Origin of the sequence: Nonomuraea helvata, assembly GCF_039535785.1 — a bacterium.
GTDB lineage: Bacteria > Actinomycetota > Actinomycetes > Streptosporangiales > Streptosporangiaceae > Nonomuraea > Nonomuraea helvata.
Genome location: NZ_BAAAXV010000005.1, coordinates 677,799 through 692,637 on the forward strand (window position 1 = coordinate 677,799; position 14,839 = coordinate 692,637).

Sequence of the window (14,839 nt, forward strand, 5' to 3'; positions counted from 1 at the left end):
AACAACCCCGGCAAGCCGCTACGCGGCCAGAGCATACGCCGCCGAGCAGACAGCACCCCTCGACCCGCTGGGCTGAGCAGACCGCAAACTCTCTGCGACAGCAAGAGTCAGATCGACCAGGGTCACATCCAGCGCGCCGGCGACCGCGGCGATCATTTCACTCGACGGCTCTTTGACGCCTCGTTCCATCTCGGAGAGATATTGCGGCGAGACTCCGGCGCGACCCGCCGTCTCACTCAACTTCTCGCCCCGCTGTTGACGAAGGTCCCTCAGACACTCACCGAGCACCTGCCGCCACAGCGGCTCGCGAGCCGGAGAGGGCTTGAGGGCGGTCCGATCGATCGCTGGACGTAGCGGCGAGATGGAAGATGGCTGCGGGATGGAGGAGGCCATACTCCACACCATAGGTAGACAGCGCGGTCGAGTTCCGCCGGCTTCGCGCAGAGCGGAACCAGTCCCTGCCTCCTCCGTTCGGCCTCAGGCGCACCTGCGCGCTCACCACGGGGTCACCGCGGCGGCGAGCGCTCGGGTGACGTTGGTGACCAGCCACACGAGCAGGGCGCGCACCGTACTCGGCGCACCGACTGCTTGTCGTTGAAGCCCATCCTGACGAAGGGCTTGTCCGAGCCTCCCGCCGAGAACTCGGCGGTGGTCTTGGCGACCTTGGGGCGGAGGACTCCACTCTGCTCGGCCAAGGTGGTGTCGATCCAAGCCCACGCTCCAGTGGGCTGCTTGACGTGAGCTTCCCCTCTTAGCGTGGAGACCGAACCGGGAGAGGTTTGGTCGTGGCAGCAGTCAAGCGGTGGCGCTTTGATCCGGAGTTCCGGGCCCGGGCGCTAACCCTGCGCGGTGACCTCCCGAAACAGCTGCGAGGCACCCGCCGGAACCGTCGGATCCGGCAGCCTCGTCGAGGGCGGTCTCGACACACTACTTCGATCTCCGGGTGAGCGGCCAGCCACGCGGCGACCGGCTCAACCCGGCGGCACGACTCGTACGAGGTCGCCGCTTTTCAGCTTGGGCGGGAAGATTACGTCCATTGCCAAAAGCCTACGGCTCCGTCAGCCCGGCGATCTCCCTGAGCGCCGCCACATGGCGCTCCCACGCCTTGCGGCCGGCCGTCGTCAGCGACACGTATGTGCGGGGGAACTTGCCGACGAAGGTCTTGCGCGGCGCGATGTATCCGGCCTCGGTGAGGACCGACAGGTGCTTGGACATGGCCGAGTCCGACACGTCGATCGTCTCGGCCAGTGTCTTGAAGTCGACCTCGTCGACCACCGCCAGCGCCGCGACGATCGAGAACCGCACCGGCGCGTGGATGACGCCGTCCAGGTCCTTGCGAGGGTGAACCGCCACGATCTCACCGCTCCCTGCGCGTGCTCAGGTTGACCGCGATGACGATCCAGAACGGCAGTGTGGAGGCCGCCGCGCCGATCACCCACCACCAGATCACGCCGGGGAAGAACACCGGCCCGAGCACGACCGTGAGCGTGAACAGCGCGGCGCCGAGCGGGGTGATGACCGAGTACAGAAGCCTGTGATGCCTGGGGATCACCTTGCGGGAGGCGGTGTAGATCACCAGGCCGAGCAGGGTCATCAGCGCCAGGACGAACCAGCCTCCCTGCAGCGGCGGGTCGGTGAGGAGGCCGCCGGCGGCGATCAGGGCGAACATGAGCAGGCCGAGAAGGGCGATGACGGTGACGTGCCAGCGGCCTTGGGCGCGCATCCGCCGGGCCAGGACGTCGGCCTGTTCGAGCGCCTCGCGCGCATGCCTGTCCTCGTCCACCACTGCTTACCGTCCTTCCCCTTGGTCCCACTTGAAGGTGACGACCGCCGCGTACGCCGCCGCCAGCGCGGTGGCGACCATCACGACGATCGACAACCATGCCGGATGGTACGGCTTGGCGCCAGTTATCTGGGTCAGCATCAGATTCGCGAAGAACGAGGTGGGAAGCAAGGAGAGCACCTTCACCACGCCCTCGGGCATGAGCTGGAACGGGAAGGCCAGTCCCGACAGGAACAAGCCCAGCATCTGGATGAGGACCGAGAAGTTGGAGGCGGCGTCCGGGGAGTTCATCCGGCCGCCGATCAGATAGCCGATGCCGCCGAACATCGCCATTCCCAGCAGGGTGATGCCGAGGAGTGCCGGGATGGCCGACACCTCCAGGCCGGCGACCATGGCGGCGATGGCCAGGAGCCCCACCGCCTGGACCACGACCATGACCACCCGCACCGCCATGTGCGTGGCCAGCAGCCTGCCCCGGCCGGCCGGAGTGGTGCCCATCAGCCGCAGCACCCCTTTGGAGCGCATGGTGGCCAGCGATCCCGACGTGACGATGAGGGCCGTGGAGGTGACGGCCAGGAACAGCGCCATCGGGATGGCGACGCCGGTGAAGTCGGGGGCTCCTTCGACCTTCGGCATCAGCGTGGACAGCACCAGGAAGATGCTCATCATCACGAGCGGGAACAGCAGTGCGAACCAGAAGTAACGCTTGTCGCGCATGAGTTCGCGCCGGTGCAGCCCGATCAGTTCACGAGTGACCGTGGACATCACGCCTCCTTGACGGGGTCGTCGTGGGTGGAGAAGTCCGAGCCGGTCAGCCGCAGGAACACGCCGTCCAGGCCGACGTCTCGCACCTGGATCCCCCTGCCTCCCAGCCCGGTGGTCACCAGGCCGAGCAGCGCGTCCGCGTCGCTGGTCGACAGGGTGACCCGCACGCTGCCGTTGATCCGGTGCTCTGCCAGGTCGAGGACCCCGGGGTGCTGTCTGAGCAGGTCCAGCTCGGTATGGGCGTCCACGGTGAAGACCAGTTGCCGCTCGGGGGCGTGCCTGCGCACCGTCTCCGATGTCGAAGCGATCAACAAGCAGTTCGCGAAGAAGAGCAGCGTGCGCTTCTCCGTCAGGCGACGGGGCGATCCCGAGAGATCACCATAGGCCGGAAGTTCTACTCACAAAGCTCCGTGCGCTCCGATAAGGGCAAGTACACCTGGAAGTCGCCACCGACGCTGGGGGAATGGGCCTACGGGCGGAACTTCGCCGGAGTCGTCTGGGGCAAGGATCTGGTCAACGGGATCAACCCGGGCTTTCTCGAACTGGCCGCCTCTTACGGTGCGACCAGCACCGACGGCGGGACCGTCGAGGGAGTGAAGACGACCCTCCACAGCGGCACCATAACTGTTACCAAGCTGAATGAGAGGCAGGCCGGCATCTCCTTCGATACCAAGGAGGAGGGGGTGCACGGCGGGCGGATCACGTGGAAACTCTGGGCGGGCCCGGACAACCTGCCGAGACGTTTCCACGCCATCATGACGTTCACCTGGCCGGAGGGCGGCGAGGCCGAGACCATGACGATGAACATCATCTATCGAGGATGGGGAACCACCGTCAAGATCACGGCCCCGCCCGAGCACCTCATCGCCGACGGTTGGTGATGGACGATCCGCAGAACAAGGCGGCACTTCGGAGCTCCCGCAGCAGGCCGCTCCTGCACAGCAGCCGGTGGACGATGAGCGCGACGACCATCCTGACGCCCAGGACGCGGGGGCAGCCGGACGGCCAGTGCAGTTCGGGCATGTTGTGGGGTCGATAACGCGATCCACGCGGTCGCCTGCGCCTCTGAACACGCGTGCGGTTTTCGGGCGCCACCGCTGAGCGGTCGCTCAAAACATTACGGGCATCCGCTCAAATCGAAGCGTCGAGATTCCAGCGTTTTCAGCGAATCAGCAGGTCATATGCTGTGGCTGAATATTCGAGCCACAGCCGCTTCTGACCGCCGCGACAGACCGGTCGAGCCCGCGTGGTTTCCCGGCGGCGGAGGCCCGCCGCCGACCGCCTGTCCGTGACACGGAAAGAACGCCGCAGGACGATCCATGGGAGGGCGGCCGGTTGCCGGAGGCATTACCGTGCACATCAGAAGGCTGGGTCTTCGCAGGCGGAGGAATCTTGCGTGTCCATGACATCACCGTGTTCAGCGGCAGCGCCCATCCGGAACTGGCACTGGAGATCTGCGATCACCTGGGGGTCCCGCTGCGTCCCTCGCGCCTGTCCCGCTTCGCAAATGACTGCCTGGAAGTGCAGTTGCAGGCCAACTGCCGGGAGCGGGACGTCTTCATCATCCAGCCGCTCGTCCCTCCCGTGCAGGAGCACCTCGTCGAGCTGCTTCTCATGCTGGACGCCGCGCGCGGCGCGTCGGCGGCGCGGATCACCGTGGTGATGCCCCACTTCGCGTACGCGCGCTCCGACAAGAAGGACGCTCCGCGGATCTCGCTCGGCGGCAGGCTCGTCGCGGACCTGCTGGTGGCCGCGGGGGCCGACCGGGTGCTCTGCGTCACGCTCCACTCCCCCCAGGTGCACGGGTTCTTCAGCGTCCCCGTGGATCACCTGCACGCCCTGCGGGAGCTGGCCGGTTACTTCACGCGATACGACATGAGCAACACCGTGGTCGTCTCTCCCGACCTGGGGAACGCCAAGGAGGCCGCGGCGCTGGCCCGGCGCTTGGGGACGACCGTGGCGGCCGCCGCCAAGCAGCGGTTCGGCGGCGACCGGGTGAGCATCAGCGCCCTCATCGGCGACGTGGCGGGCCGGGACGTCATCGTTCTCGACGACGAGATCGCCAGCGGCGGCACGGTGGCCGAGCTGGTGCAGCACCTGCACAAGTGCAAAGTAGGCGCCATCCGCGTCGCGTGCACGCACGGCCTGTTCAGCGAGGGGGCGCTCAAGCGGCTCAGCGAGCTGCCCGGGGTGGAGGAGATCGTCTGCACCAACACCGTGCCCATCCCGTCGGACAAGAAGGTGTCCCGGCTCCGGGTCCTGTCCATCGCGCCCGCGCTCGCGGAGGCCATCCGGCGCATTCACGAGGGCGAGTCGATCAGCTCCATGTTCACGTAGGGGCTCCGCGGGCCGTTCACGCGTTTCCATGACTCAAAGACGAGGATGTTCTCGTGGCTCTGGAGATCGAGCGTAAGTTCAGGGTGGCGGCCGGCTGGGAGGTCCCAGGTGGCGCGCGGGGCGACGCGATCCGGCAGGCGTACCTGTCGCCCGCCGGCGCGCCGACCGAGTTCCGGGTCAGGCAGCGCGGCGACACGTACCTCATGACGGTCAAGGCGGGCAAGCGGTCGTCTCCCGCGCACGTCGCGGTCCGCGAGGAGATCGAGTTCGAGATCACCGAGGACGTGTTCCTGTCGCTGTGGAACCTGGCGGCGGGCGACTGCCTGAGCAAGACCCGGTGGTCGATCCCGTGGGAGGGGCACGAGATCACCGTGGACGTCTACGACGGGGTGCTCGAAGGGGTGCGCGTGGCGGAGGTGGAATTCGACGACCTCGCCTCGGCGGAGGACTTCCGCCCGCCGGAGTGGCTCGGCGAGGAGGTCACCGGGCAGCCGGAGTGGGGCAACCGCGCCCTGGCCCGGCGCTCCCGCGAGCATGCGGAGCGGGCCCGTTGAACTCGTGACGGGCCCTTCGGCCGGCCGGTCAGGTGAGGGCGCCGCCCTTGCGTTCGGGGATCAGGGTCATCGCGACCATGTCGAGGACGTACAGGGCGGCCAGGCCGGCGATGGCGATCGGGAAGCCGTGCGAGGTCGAGACGTAGGCGATGGTCACGGGCGCGAGGCCGCCGACGGCGCGGCCGATGTTGAACAGGACGTTCTCCGCGGAGGCGCGGATCTCGGTGCCGTACGTCTCCGCCATCAGCGCGCCGAGGCCGCCCAGCATGCCGTTCACGAAGAAGCCCATGATCGCGCCGCCGGCGAGCAACGCCGTCGAGCCGGTGAGCTGGCTGTAGACGATCACGCTCACGACCGCGCCCAGCTGGTACGCCCAGAACACCGGGCGACGGCCGATCCGGTCGGCGAACTGGCCGAAGGCGAAGATGCCGCAGGCCATGCCGACGACCGTGACGGCCGTCCAGAGGCCGGACTGGGTCAGGCTGTAGCCGAACCGGATCGACAGGTAACTCGGCAGCCAGGTCATGATGCCGTAGTAGCCGAAGTTCTGCACCGAGCAGAGGATCAGGATCCCGATGGTGGCCTTGCGCGTGGTCGAGTCGGCGATCAGGCTGCGCAGCTGCCGGCTCCAGGGGATCCTGGGCCGCTCAAGACGCTGCTTGAACTTCTCGGGCTCGCCCACCTTGCGCCGGATGAGGTAGGCCGCGACCGCCGGGAGAATTCCCAGGGCGAACAGCCCGCGCCAGCCCCAGTGCTCGATGACGAGCGGCGACACCAGGGCCGCCAGGAACACGCCTGACTGCCAGCCGAGCCCCACCCAGGAGGTCGCCCTGGCCCGCAGTCGGGCTGGCCACGCCTCGGCGGCCAGCGCCATGCCGATGCCGAACTCGCCTCCCAGCCCCAGCCCGGCCATGAAGCGGAAGACGGAGAGCAGCGTGAAGTCCTGGGCCAGGGCGCAGAGCCCGGTGAAGACCGCGAAGATCAGGATGGACCAGCTCAGCATGCGAACCCGGCCCAGCCGGTCGGCCAGGACGCCGAAGATCACGCCGCCCAGGACGGCGCCCCAGAGCGTGAGGCTGGTCAGGGATCCCGCCTCGGCCTTGGAGAGGTGGAACTCGGCGGTGATGGCGGCCATCGACAGGCTCAGGATGAGCAGGTCGAAGCCGTCCATCGCATATCCGGACACCGAGGCGATGATGGCCTTGCGCCCGTAGGCGTCGACGGCGTCGCTGGCATGTGACGCGTGGGGCTCGGGGCTCAGGGTGTCGGACATGCGGTTCTCCTGGGGGTGGGGGGTTAGGGGATCAACTCATCGGGTGGCCAGCGTCGGGGCGCCGGATGCGGACAGTCGTGACCAGCCGCAGGTGAACTCCATGCCGCTGACATGGTTCCCCTCAGCCGCGGCGGCTGCCAGCGCGTCGGCCATGGTGCGGGCAAAGGGCATTCGCGCGTGTACGTCGCGCAGTACGTCCAGGCCCTTGCGCGTGAACCGCACCAGGCCGATGAAAGCGGACCCGGACTCGGCTGCGGGTGAACCCAGAGCGACCACGCGCTCGGCGCTGGTCATGTCGAACCCGTCCTGCTCCGGCGGCCCGAAGGCGACGGGCAACAGGGCGGGGTCCAGGCCGGACTCGCCGGGCCTCGGCGTGTGCACGGCCAGCACGATGTCCCCGGGATGGGCCGCCAGCCGCCGGACGAGCTCCGGGTCGTAGAGGGTGTCGGCGGCGGCGACGAGCACCACCTGGTCGTCGTCCGAGCAGGCGCGGAGCACCGCGTCCAGCTCGGTGGACCAGGTCTCGTCCCAGGCGAGCACGCGCGCCTCGGCCTCAGTGGCCAGGCCGGCGCCAGGACCGAGCACCAGCGAGACCTGCTGCGCTCCGCCCAGGCGCAGGTTCCGCACCTGGCTCTCGGCCAGCGCGCGGCGGTCGTGGGACGGCGGGGCCGGGGTCAGCCCGTCGATGACCGCCACCACCGCGTGCACGTCGCCGCCCGTGCGCATGTAGCTGTCTTCGTGCTGCCGGAGATGGCTCACCCCCTGCAGGTCGAAGATGGTGCTCAGCGGGGCGATCTTATCCTCGATCGACTCCGTGCTGCCGGTGCGGCGGATCTCGGAGAAGGCGTCGGTGACGGCCCTGACGCCCGCGCGCAGGCCATGGTTGGCATAGATGACCATGCTGGCGCCGGCCGCCTCGAGCTCGGCCGCGCTGACGCGATAGTAGGTGGTGGGGACGACCACCACCGGCGTGGGCCGGTCCCAAGCGGCCAGGAAGTCGAGCGCCGGCTGCGGCGAGGCGCCCTTGGCGTGGACGAGGACGGCGTCGGCGCCCGCGTCGGCGTAGGCGTGCGCCCGCCGGGTGGCCTCCTCCAGCCCCAGCCCGGCCACCATCGCCTCGACGCGGGCGATGACCATGAAGTCCGGATCGCTCCTGGCGTCGGTCGCGGCCCGGATCTTGCCGGTGAACTCCGAGATGGGCACCAGCCGCTGGCGGCCGGGGATGAAACTGTTCAGCTTGGGGAACGGCTTGTCCTCGATACACACCGCGGCGATGCCCGCGGCCTCGTAGCGACGGGTCATGTAGACGACGTTCGACGCGTTCCCGTACCCGGTGTCGCAGTCGGCGATGACCGGGATGCGGACGGCGTCGGCGATCCACCGTGCGGCGTTCAGTAACTCGCCCATCGTCAGGATGTCCGCGTCGGGAACGCCGTGCGAGGCGGAGATCTCCAGACCGCTGGACCAGATGGCGTCAAAACCGGTGCGTTCCCCCAGACGCGCGCCGAGGGCGTCGTGCGCGCCGATCGCCCGGATGATGCGCGGCCCTTCGAACAGCTCACGCAACCTCCGCGTCGCAGTCGGCGGCACGCGCTCGGCGCCTGTCACGCGCCCCGGCCTCGAGAAATTGTTGTCATCACCCATGTCACACAACCAGCCTTGAATAGGACGATAGGAGACTAACCCCGGAAGTTTTCGCCTCACGGAAATTGGCCCTCGCCGAGGAGGTGCAATCCTGCATTTACATCGGCAGCCACGTCAATAGCGCGGATGAACGCTCGGGGGACGTTCTGGAATTTTGTCGGGGCGAAACTCGAACGAGCCTGGCGACCGGCGCGGCCGATCGTCATACGTCCACGGAAATGCCCCCTAGCTGGGTTGACATACCCCGCCGGGGATATCACACTCGTCCAGGTCCAACGCCGACCATATTTCCTTGAGGTGGAAATCTTGGCTCTCTGGACCGGCCTCCAGTGAATGACTTGCGACGTCTTGAGATAGCTATCGGGCAACTCCGGCTGACGAATCCGGTCATGCCCGCGAGTGGCTGTTTCGGACCCGAGCTCGCTTTGGTGACGCCACTCGACGGGCTCGGCGCCGTGGTGACCAAGACCGTGTTCCATTCGGTGCGCTCGGGCAATCCGGCGCATCGGCTGGCCGAGGTGCGGGGCGGGATGCTGAACTCGATCGGCATTCCCAGTCCCGGCATGGCGCAGTTCCGGGCGAAGACCTTGCCGAGCTACCAGCAGCTGGGCCCACCGGTGATCGTCTCCGTCGGCGGGCTCTCGCCCAGCGACTACTGGGACGTGACCACCGCGCTGGCCGATGACGAGCTGGCGGCCTTCGAGGTCAACCTCTCCTGCCCCAATCTGGAGCAGGACGGGCTGGCGATCGGCACGTCGCCCCGCACGGTGGAGAAGGTGACGGCCGGCGTCCGTGAGCGGGCGGCGGGACGGCCCGTCATCGTCAAGCTGACGCCCAACGTCTCGTCCATCGCGGACATCGCCAAGGCCGCGGAGGCCGGCGGGGCACAGGCGGTGACGGTGGCCAACACCTTCGTCGGCATGAGCATCGACCGGAGCACCAGGCGCGCCTCCCTGGGCAACAGCCTGGGCGGGCTGTCCGGCTCGGCCATCCGGCCGCTCGTCCTGCGGCTGGTGTGGGAGAGCGCGCGGGCCGTGAACATCCCCGTCATCGCCTGCGGTGGTGCGAGCTGTGCCGCGGACGTCGCCGAGTTCCTGATCTCCGGCGCCGCCGCCGTGCAGATAGGCACGGCCACGTTCACCCGTCCGTCGACGATGTCCGAGATCGTCGCCGAGCTGCCGCTCATCCTCGATGACCTGGGAGCGCGCACGGTCAAAGACCTCATCGGCAGCATTTTCTCGTCCTAGCCGCGTTCTGTCACTCGCAGGGAGGGCACGTGCAACCCGTTCTCAGAGCGCTCCGCGTGCTGGGGACCGTCGCCGCCGCGCGAGGGAGCTGGCCTGCAAGCTCTGAGCCGGCAGCTGAACATCCCGGTCGCGAGCATGCACAGGATGCTGGCGGTGCTGGTGGCGGAGACCGGAGACGCGGCGGCATCGGCCCGGGTGCTGCTGTCGGACCTCCCCGACGAGCGGGTCACCGCGATCCTGCTGGCCACCCCGCTCATCCCGTTCACCCCGGAGGCCCCCAGACGGTGTCCGAGGTCCTGCGGCACGTGACGGCCGTGCGCGTGCGCGGTTACGACATCTGCGACCAGGAGCTGGACCGGGACGTCTGGGTCGCCGCCGCTCCCGTCCGCGACCCCCGACGCCGCGTCGTGGCGGCCCTTTCGCTGGCCGTGCCGACCAGCCGGGCCGGTGACGGGGCCAGGCGCCGCCTGCTGATCGGCCTCGTCAGGGACGTGGCCGGCCAGATCACCTCCTCCGACGACCTTTCCTTCCACCGCTACTGGAGCACTGCAGTCTGATGCCTATCTCGACGAACGACCTGCTCAGCGGTCCCGGCCACGCGTTCTTCCAGACGGAGACCGAGCGACGCGACGAGCTCGCCATGGACATCACCGCCGCCGCCTACCTGCGCGGCGACTTCGTTCTCAGCTCGGGCGCGCGCAGCACGTACTACTTCGACAAATACCTCTTCGAAACCAAGCCGACCGTCATGCGGCGGCTGGCCGAGTTCCTCGGCCGCCGGGTGCCGCGGGACGCCATGCGGCTGGCCGGCCCGGAACTCGGCGCGGTCGCGCTGACCGCGGTGGTCTCGCTCGAGACCGGCCTGCCCTTCGTCATCGTCCGCAGGAAGCCGAAGAGCTACGCCACGGCCTCCGCCATCGAGGGCGAACTGCACCCAGGGGAGAAGGTGCTGCTCATCGAGGACGTGGTCAGCTCCGGCGGGGAGGCGCTGGCCGCCGTCGAACGGCTGCGCGCCGCCGACGCGCACGTCATCGGCGTGCTCGCGGTCATCGATCGCCAGGCGGGCGGCAGCGAGGCGATCGCCGCGGCCGGGCTGCCCTTCGACGCGCTCTTCCGGCTCTCCGATTTCAACCTGGGAGGAATGCGATGACCGGCCAGGCCGAAGTGTCCACCGTCACGGCGCTGGAGGCGGTCGAGCGGCTGGCCGCGAACCGGCCGGGCGGCCGGCTCAACCTGCTGGGCGACGCGCACGCCGCCGAGACGTTGGGCAGGTGGTTCGCCGCCCAGGCCCGCACCTACGGCGCCGAGATCGTGGTGATCTGGGACGAGCCGCAAGCCGCGGTGCTCGCCCACGTCGTGGCCAGGGAGATGAACTGCGGCGTGGTACGCGTCCTGAGCGAGGAGGGCCTGGTCGAGCTGGTCGACACGCCGGCCGGGGGCGAGCACGGCCTCCTGCTGGCCGACAGTTTCGACTCGGAGAACGCGGTGCGCTCGCTCATCGGCGTCTCCGAGCGAGCCGGCATCACTCCGGCCGTGATCGCGGCGATCCAGCCCGGCGAGGTCTTCGAGCAGATCATGCTGACCATCCCGTACCCCACGTTCTCCCCTGTCCAGGGAGCGGCGCGTTGAGCGACACGCAGACCGAGCCCCTCGCCACGCCGGCCGGATCGCTCGCGGACGCCGCGCGCCTGTCCGCCACCATAGACGGCTTCTCGGCGCTCACCTCGGAACCGCACGGGATCACCCGGCTCGCCTACACCCCGTTGGAACGCGCCGCGCACGACCAGTTCGCCAAGCACATGGCCGGCCTGGGCCTGCGCGTACGGACGGACCCGGCGGGCAACACGATCGCCGAGCACCCCGGGCAGGCCCGCGACCTCGGAGCCGTGGGCACCGGCTCGCATCTGGACAGCGTGCCCGGGGCCGGACGCTTCGACGGCATCGCGGGCGTGGCGGCCGCCATGGAGGTGGCCCGGCTCGTCGTGGAGGCGGGCATCGCGCACCAGCATCCTTTTCGCTTCGTGGCGTTCGCGGCCGAGGAGGGCGCCCGGTTCGGCCAGGCCTGCGTCGGCAGCCGGTTCGCCGCAGGACGGATGCCGGAACGTCAGCTCACCGAGCGGCGGGACCGCGACGGCGTCACCCTCGCGCAGGCGATGGCCGGCACCGGGTTCGATCCCGCCCTGGCGGCTCAGACGCCCTGGTCCGCCGATGACTGGGCGGCCTTCGTCGAGCTGCACGTGGAGCAGGGCGGCGTGCTGGAGGCGGCGGGGGTGACGATCGGCGTGGTGGATCTGGTGTCCGGCAGCACGCGGCTGGAGTTCCGCGTCACCGGCCAGGCTTCGCACAGCGGCGCGACACCCATGGGGCAGCGCGCGGACGCGCTGGCCGCGGCCGCCGAGATCGTCCTGCTCGCCGAGTCGCTGGCACTGGATCCGCAACACCGGGGCACGCGGGCGACGGTCGGCCGGCTCGAGGTCCGCCCCGGGTCCATCACCACCATCCCCGGGGAGATCGTGCTCACGCTGGACGTGCGCGACGTCGACAGCGACCGCCAGCGCGGCACCGTCGCCGAGATCGTGCGGCGGGCTCGCTCGTGCTGCGACCGCAGGCGGCTGCGGCTGTCGCTGGAACTGCTCGGCGACACCTCCCCGGTGGTGCTGCCGGTCTGGCTGCGCTCCATCGTCGCCGAGTCCTGCCGGGCGGCCGGCGTCCCCTACCGGGTGCTGACCAGCGGCGCCAGCCACGACGCGCAGGTGATCAACGGCCTGATGCCCGCGGCAATTCTCTTCGTACCGAGCAGGGACGGCCTCAGCCACGTGGCCGAGGAGTGGACCAGTAGCGCCGACCTGGCCACCGGCACCGACGTCCTGCTGGCCGCCCTGTTGCGGATCGACGGGGAACTCACCCGGCTCGCCGAGCTGGGGCCCGGTTCCCCAGGACCATCAGGAGAACCCGAGTGATCCAGGCCGCCGTACCTGAGGGGACCGCGCTGGAGACGCTGCCGGCCGGCACCGACCTCCGCCCCGCCGCGACCTCCCACGAGTCCCCCATCCTCGTCCACCGCCACGAGAGGGACCGGTATTGGAGGATGATCCTCTATGCCCCCGCGGTGGCGCGGACCGCGCTGCCCGGGCAGTTCGTGATGATCACCCCCGCCCGGCGCGGCGAGTCCTGGCCGGTGCTGCCCCGCCCCATGGCGGTGTACGACACCGACCCCGACGCCGCGACGGTGACCATCGTCTACGGAGTGGTGGGCGACGGCACCCGGCACCTGAGCGGATTCAGGGCCGGCGAGAGCGTGGTGACCGTCGGGCCGCTGGGACGGCCCTTCACCCTGGCTGAGGGCTCGCGGTCGCTGCTGGTCATGGGCCGGGGCATCGGCGCCTGCTCGCTGACCATGCTCGCCAGGAGCGCCCGGGCCGCGGGCCTCAAGGTGATGGCCCTGGCCAGCGGGCGCAGCCCCGCCGCGACCGTCGGCGCCGGCTACTACGCCGCCCATGGGATCCCCTTCGTCGAAGCGCACGACAGCGACGGCAGCAGCGATCCCGCCGTGCTGAGCAGTCTGCTGTCCGAGGGCGGCCCCTGGGACTCCATCGCCGTCTGCGGATCCCTGCGGCTGACCGCCCTGGCACATCGGCTCGGCCAGGCCTGGGACGCCGAGGTCCTGGTCTCCCTGGAGGCCCGCATGGCCTGCGGGCTCGGCTACTGCCACGGCTGTTCGACCGGGCAGCAGACGGCGGCCGCGGAGGCTCCGCTGATCTGCCACGACGGGCCGGTCTTCCGGCTCGTCGAGAGCAAGGGCGCACGTGAGAAAGGCAGCACATGATCAGTGACACCAGCCCGCCCAGGAGCCGCCACGACCTGCTGATCACCGGCGGCCGGGCGGTGACGCCCGAGGGCGTACGCGAGGTCGACATCGCCGTGGACGGCGGCAAGGTGACCGCGCTGCTGGAGCGGGGCCACCGGGCGACCGCGGCGCACGTACGGGACGTGACCGGCTGCCACGTCTTGCCCGGCCTGATCGACTCGCACGTGCACTTCCGCACGCCGGGCCTGACGCACAAGGAGGACTGGCCGCACGGCAGCAGGGCGGCCGCGGCCGGCGGGGTCACCACGGTCATCGACATGCCGAACACCCAGCCTCCCTTGCTGGATCCGGCCAAGGTCAGCGAGCGGGCGGAGCTGGTGGCGGGCCGCTCGCTGGTCGACTTCCGGTTCCATCTCGGCACCTCGCCCGAGACGCTGGATCGGCTCAAGGCGCTGACGCCGCAGGACGCGACGAGTGTGAAGATCTTCATGGCCGGGCACCACACGGCGCCGAATGTGCTTCGCAGTCCGTCCGACCTGCGCCGGGCCTTCGAGTTCGCCGCCGGCCAGAGCGTCCTGCTGGTGCTACACGCGGAGGCCGACGCGGTGTTCGCGCTGCTCGACGCGGCGGGCGCGCCACCCGCCCAGTACCGGGACTACGAGCGGGCCCGCCCCCGTTCCGGCGGCATCGTAGCGGTCACCCAGGTGATCGAACTCGTGCAGCGGTACGGCACCCACGCGCACATCCTGCACGTGTCGAGCGCCGAGGAGGTCCAGCTGCTCATCGCGGCACGCAGGTCGGGCCTGCCCATCAGCTTCGAGCTCACTGGTCATCACCTGTCGTTCACGGCCGCTGACAGCGCCCGGCAGGGCGCCCGGCTGCGTCTGTCTCCCTCGATCAGGTCGGCGGAGGACCAGGAGGCGCTGTGGGCGGCGCTGCTGTCCGGCGAGGCCGGCACCCTGGGCAGCGATCACGCCCCGCACACCGTCGAGGAGAAGACGCGCGGGGTCGCGCAGGCCCCGCCCGGCATCCCCGGGGTGCAGGAGCTGGCCACCGCGGTCTTCACCGGGATGCGCAGGCGACAGCCGGAGGCGCCCGCTGACCGGCACCTCGTGCTGCTCGCCGAGCACCTGGCGCGCCGGCCCGCGGAGCTGTTCGGCCTGGCGCACCGCAAGGGGTCGATCGTGCCCGGCCTGGACGCCGACCTGGTCGTCTTCGACGCCGACCGGCCCTGGATGGTGACCGCGGCGGACCTGCACACCAAGGCCGGCTGGTCGGCCTACGAGGGATGGACCATGGCCGGGCGCGTCCTCGCCACCGTCCGGCGCGGGGAGGTCATCTGGGACCAGGCGGAGGGTCGCTTCGGGAGTCCCGTCGGGGTCCTGCTCAACCCGGATTGTCCCTGAGGAACGCCACCGAAGGAGAAAG

Annotated in this window: 19 protein-coding genes; 11 read left to right on the top strand and 8 right to left on the bottom strand. The window is 69.8% G+C overall.

Going from position 1 to position 14,839, the window contains the following annotated elements:
- Positions 1-18: 18 nt before the first annotated feature.
- From ABD830_RS22465 to ABD830_RS22485, 5 genes are all read right to left on the bottom strand, one after another.
- A complete protein-coding gene (locus ABD830_RS22465; RefSeq protein ID WP_344990486.1) occupies positions 19-393 on the bottom strand; it encodes a helix-turn-helix domain-containing protein in 375 nt (124 codons plus the stop codon).
- A gap of 654 nt (positions 394-1,047) precedes the next feature.
- Entirely contained in the window at positions 1,048-1,353 is a 306-nt protein-coding gene (locus ABD830_RS22470; RefSeq protein WP_344990488.1) for a winged helix-turn-helix domain-containing protein, read from the bottom strand.
- A gap of 4 nt (positions 1,354-1,357) precedes the next feature.
- The gene (locus ABD830_RS22475) at positions 1,358-1,783 is read right to left on the bottom strand and encodes a hypothetical protein (protein ID WP_344990490.1); all 426 of its coding nucleotides are present in this window, start codon (positions 1,781-1,783) and stop codon (positions 1,358-1,360) included.
- 6 nt (positions 1,784-1,789) lie between these two features.
- Complete coding sequence (locus ABD830_RS22480; RefSeq protein WP_344990493.1) at positions 1,790-2,548, bottom strand: ABC transporter permease; 759 nt, start codon at positions 2,546-2,548, stop codon at positions 1,790-1,792.
- The gene (locus ABD830_RS22485) at positions 2,548-2,835 is read right to left on the bottom strand and encodes a hypothetical protein (protein ID WP_344990495.1); all 288 of its coding nucleotides are present in this window, start codon (positions 2,833-2,835) and stop codon (positions 2,548-2,550) included. Before ABD830_RS22485 ends, ABD830_RS22480 begins: the two co-directional genes overlap by 1 nt.
- Positions 2,836-2,958: 123 nt before the next feature.
- Here ABD830_RS22485 and ABD830_RS22490 point away from each other — a divergent pair, with 123 nt between their 5' ends.
- Positions 2,959-3,429, top strand: coding sequence for a hypothetical protein (locus tag ABD830_RS22490; protein ID WP_344990498.1), 471 nt, complete (start codon positions 2,959-2,961; stop codon positions 3,427-3,429).
- Here the strand turns inward: ABD830_RS22490 and ABD830_RS22495 are convergent.
- Complete coding sequence (locus ABD830_RS22495; protein WP_344990500.1) at positions 3,410-3,571, bottom strand: hypothetical protein; 162 nt, start codon at positions 3,569-3,571, stop codon at positions 3,410-3,412. The two genes, ABD830_RS22490 and ABD830_RS22495, sit on opposite strands and share 20 nt — an antisense overlap.
- Positions 3,572-3,940: 369 nt before the next feature.
- Here ABD830_RS22495 and ABD830_RS22500 point away from each other — a divergent pair, with 369 nt between their 5' ends.
- On the top strand, positions 3,941-4,885 hold the full coding sequence (locus ABD830_RS22500) for a ribose-phosphate diphosphokinase (RefSeq protein WP_344990502.1): 945 nt from the start codon (positions 3,941-3,943) through the stop codon (positions 4,883-4,885).
- A gap of 53 nt (positions 4,886-4,938) precedes the next feature.
- Positions 4,939-5,439 carry a CYTH domain-containing protein gene (locus tag ABD830_RS22505; protein ID WP_344990504.1) on the top strand — a complete coding sequence of 167 codons (501 nt, stop codon included), beginning with the start codon at positions 4,939-4,941 and terminating at the stop codon, positions 5,437-5,439.
- Between the two features lie 28 nt (positions 5,440-5,467).
- Here the strand turns inward: ABD830_RS22505 and ABD830_RS22510 are convergent, their stop codons facing one another.
- Positions 5,468-6,712, bottom strand: coding sequence for an MFS transporter (locus ABD830_RS22510; protein WP_344990506.1), 1,245 nt, complete (start codon positions 6,710-6,712; stop codon positions 5,468-5,470).
- Between the two features lie 36 nt (positions 6,713-6,748).
- Positions 6,749-8,320 (bottom strand): isocitrate lyase/phosphoenolpyruvate mutase family protein, encoded by a 1,572-nt coding sequence (locus ABD830_RS22515; RefSeq protein ID WP_344990509.1) that lies wholly within the window; start codon positions 8,318-8,320, stop codon positions 6,749-6,751.
- A gap of 365 nt (positions 8,321-8,685) precedes the next feature.
- Here ABD830_RS22515 and ABD830_RS22520 point away from each other — a divergent pair, with 365 nt between their 5' ends.
- From ABD830_RS22520 to ABD830_RS22555, 8 genes are all read left to right on the top strand, one after another.
- Positions 8,686-9,603 (top strand): dihydroorotate dehydrogenase, encoded by a 918-nt coding sequence (locus ABD830_RS22520; protein WP_344990511.1) that lies wholly within the window; start codon positions 8,686-8,688, stop codon positions 9,601-9,603.
- Between the two features lie 135 nt (positions 9,604-9,738).
- A complete protein-coding gene (locus tag ABD830_RS22525) occupies positions 9,739-9,912 on the top strand; it encodes a hypothetical protein (protein ID WP_344990513.1) in 174 nt (57 codons plus the stop codon).
- Complete coding sequence (locus tag ABD830_RS22530) at positions 9,888-10,160, top strand: IclR family transcriptional regulator domain-containing protein (protein WP_344990515.1); 273 nt, start codon at positions 9,888-9,890, stop codon at positions 10,158-10,160. The genes ABD830_RS22525 and ABD830_RS22530 overlap by 25 nt, the downstream gene beginning before the upstream one ends.
- Complete coding sequence (pyrE, locus tag ABD830_RS22535) at positions 10,160-10,753, top strand: orotate phosphoribosyltransferase (RefSeq protein WP_344990517.1); 594 nt, start codon at positions 10,160-10,162, stop codon at positions 10,751-10,753. Before ABD830_RS22530 ends, pyrE begins: the two co-directional genes overlap by 1 nt.
- Positions 10,750-11,232, top strand: a complete 483-nt coding sequence (locus ABD830_RS22540) for a hypothetical protein (RefSeq protein WP_344990519.1) — start codon at positions 10,750-10,752, stop codon at positions 11,230-11,232. The genes pyrE and ABD830_RS22540 overlap by 4 nt, the downstream gene beginning before the upstream one ends.
- On the top strand, positions 11,229-12,563 hold the full coding sequence (locus tag ABD830_RS22545) for a Zn-dependent hydrolase (RefSeq protein ID WP_344990521.1): 1,335 nt from the start codon (positions 11,229-11,231) through the stop codon (positions 12,561-12,563). The genes ABD830_RS22540 and ABD830_RS22545 overlap by 4 nt, the downstream gene beginning before the upstream one ends.
- Positions 12,560-13,429, top strand: a complete 870-nt coding sequence (locus ABD830_RS22550; protein WP_344990523.1) for an iron-sulfur cluster-binding protein — start codon at positions 12,560-12,562, stop codon at positions 13,427-13,429. The genes ABD830_RS22545 and ABD830_RS22550 overlap by 4 nt, the downstream gene beginning before the upstream one ends.
- On the top strand, positions 13,426-14,817 hold the full coding sequence (locus tag ABD830_RS22555; RefSeq protein ID WP_344990526.1) for a dihydroorotase: 1,392 nt from the start codon (positions 13,426-13,428) through the stop codon (positions 14,815-14,817). The genes ABD830_RS22550 and ABD830_RS22555 overlap by 4 nt, the downstream gene beginning before the upstream one ends.
- Positions 14,818-14,839 lie beyond the last annotated feature (22 nt).

What these genes read in the sequence shown, in the direction of transcription:
- ABD830_RS22465 (WP_344990486.1), bottom strand. Translation starts at nt 393, where the DNA reads ATGGCCTCCTCCATCCCGCAGCCATCTTCCATCTCGCCGCTACGTCCA.
- ABD830_RS22480 (WP_344990493.1), bottom strand. Translation starts at nt 2,548, where the DNA reads ATGTCCACGGTCACTCGTGAACTGATCGGGCTGCACCGGCGCGAACTC.
- ABD830_RS22495 (WP_344990500.1), bottom strand. Translation starts at nt 3,571, where the DNA reads ATGCCCGAACTGCACTGGCCGTCCGGCTGCCCCCGCGTCCTGGGCGTC.
- ABD830_RS22510 (WP_344990506.1), bottom strand. Translation starts at nt 6,712, where the DNA reads ATGTCCGACACCCTGAGCCCCGAGCCCCACGCGTCACATGCCAGCGAC.
- ABD830_RS22525 (WP_344990513.1), top strand. Translation starts at nt 9,739, where the DNA reads ATGCACAGGATGCTGGCGGTGCTGGTGGCGGAGACCGGAGACGCGGCG.
- pyrE (WP_344990517.1), top strand. Translation starts at nt 10,160, where the DNA reads ATGCCTATCTCGACGAACGACCTGCTCAGCGGTCCCGGCCACGCGTTC.
- ABD830_RS22540 (WP_344990519.1), top strand. Translation starts at nt 10,750, where the DNA reads ATGACCGGCCAGGCCGAAGTGTCCACCGTCACGGCGCTGGAGGCGGTC.
- ABD830_RS22555 (WP_344990526.1), top strand. Translation starts at nt 13,426, where the DNA reads ATGATCAGTGACACCAGCCCGCCCAGGAGCCGCCACGACCTGCTGATC.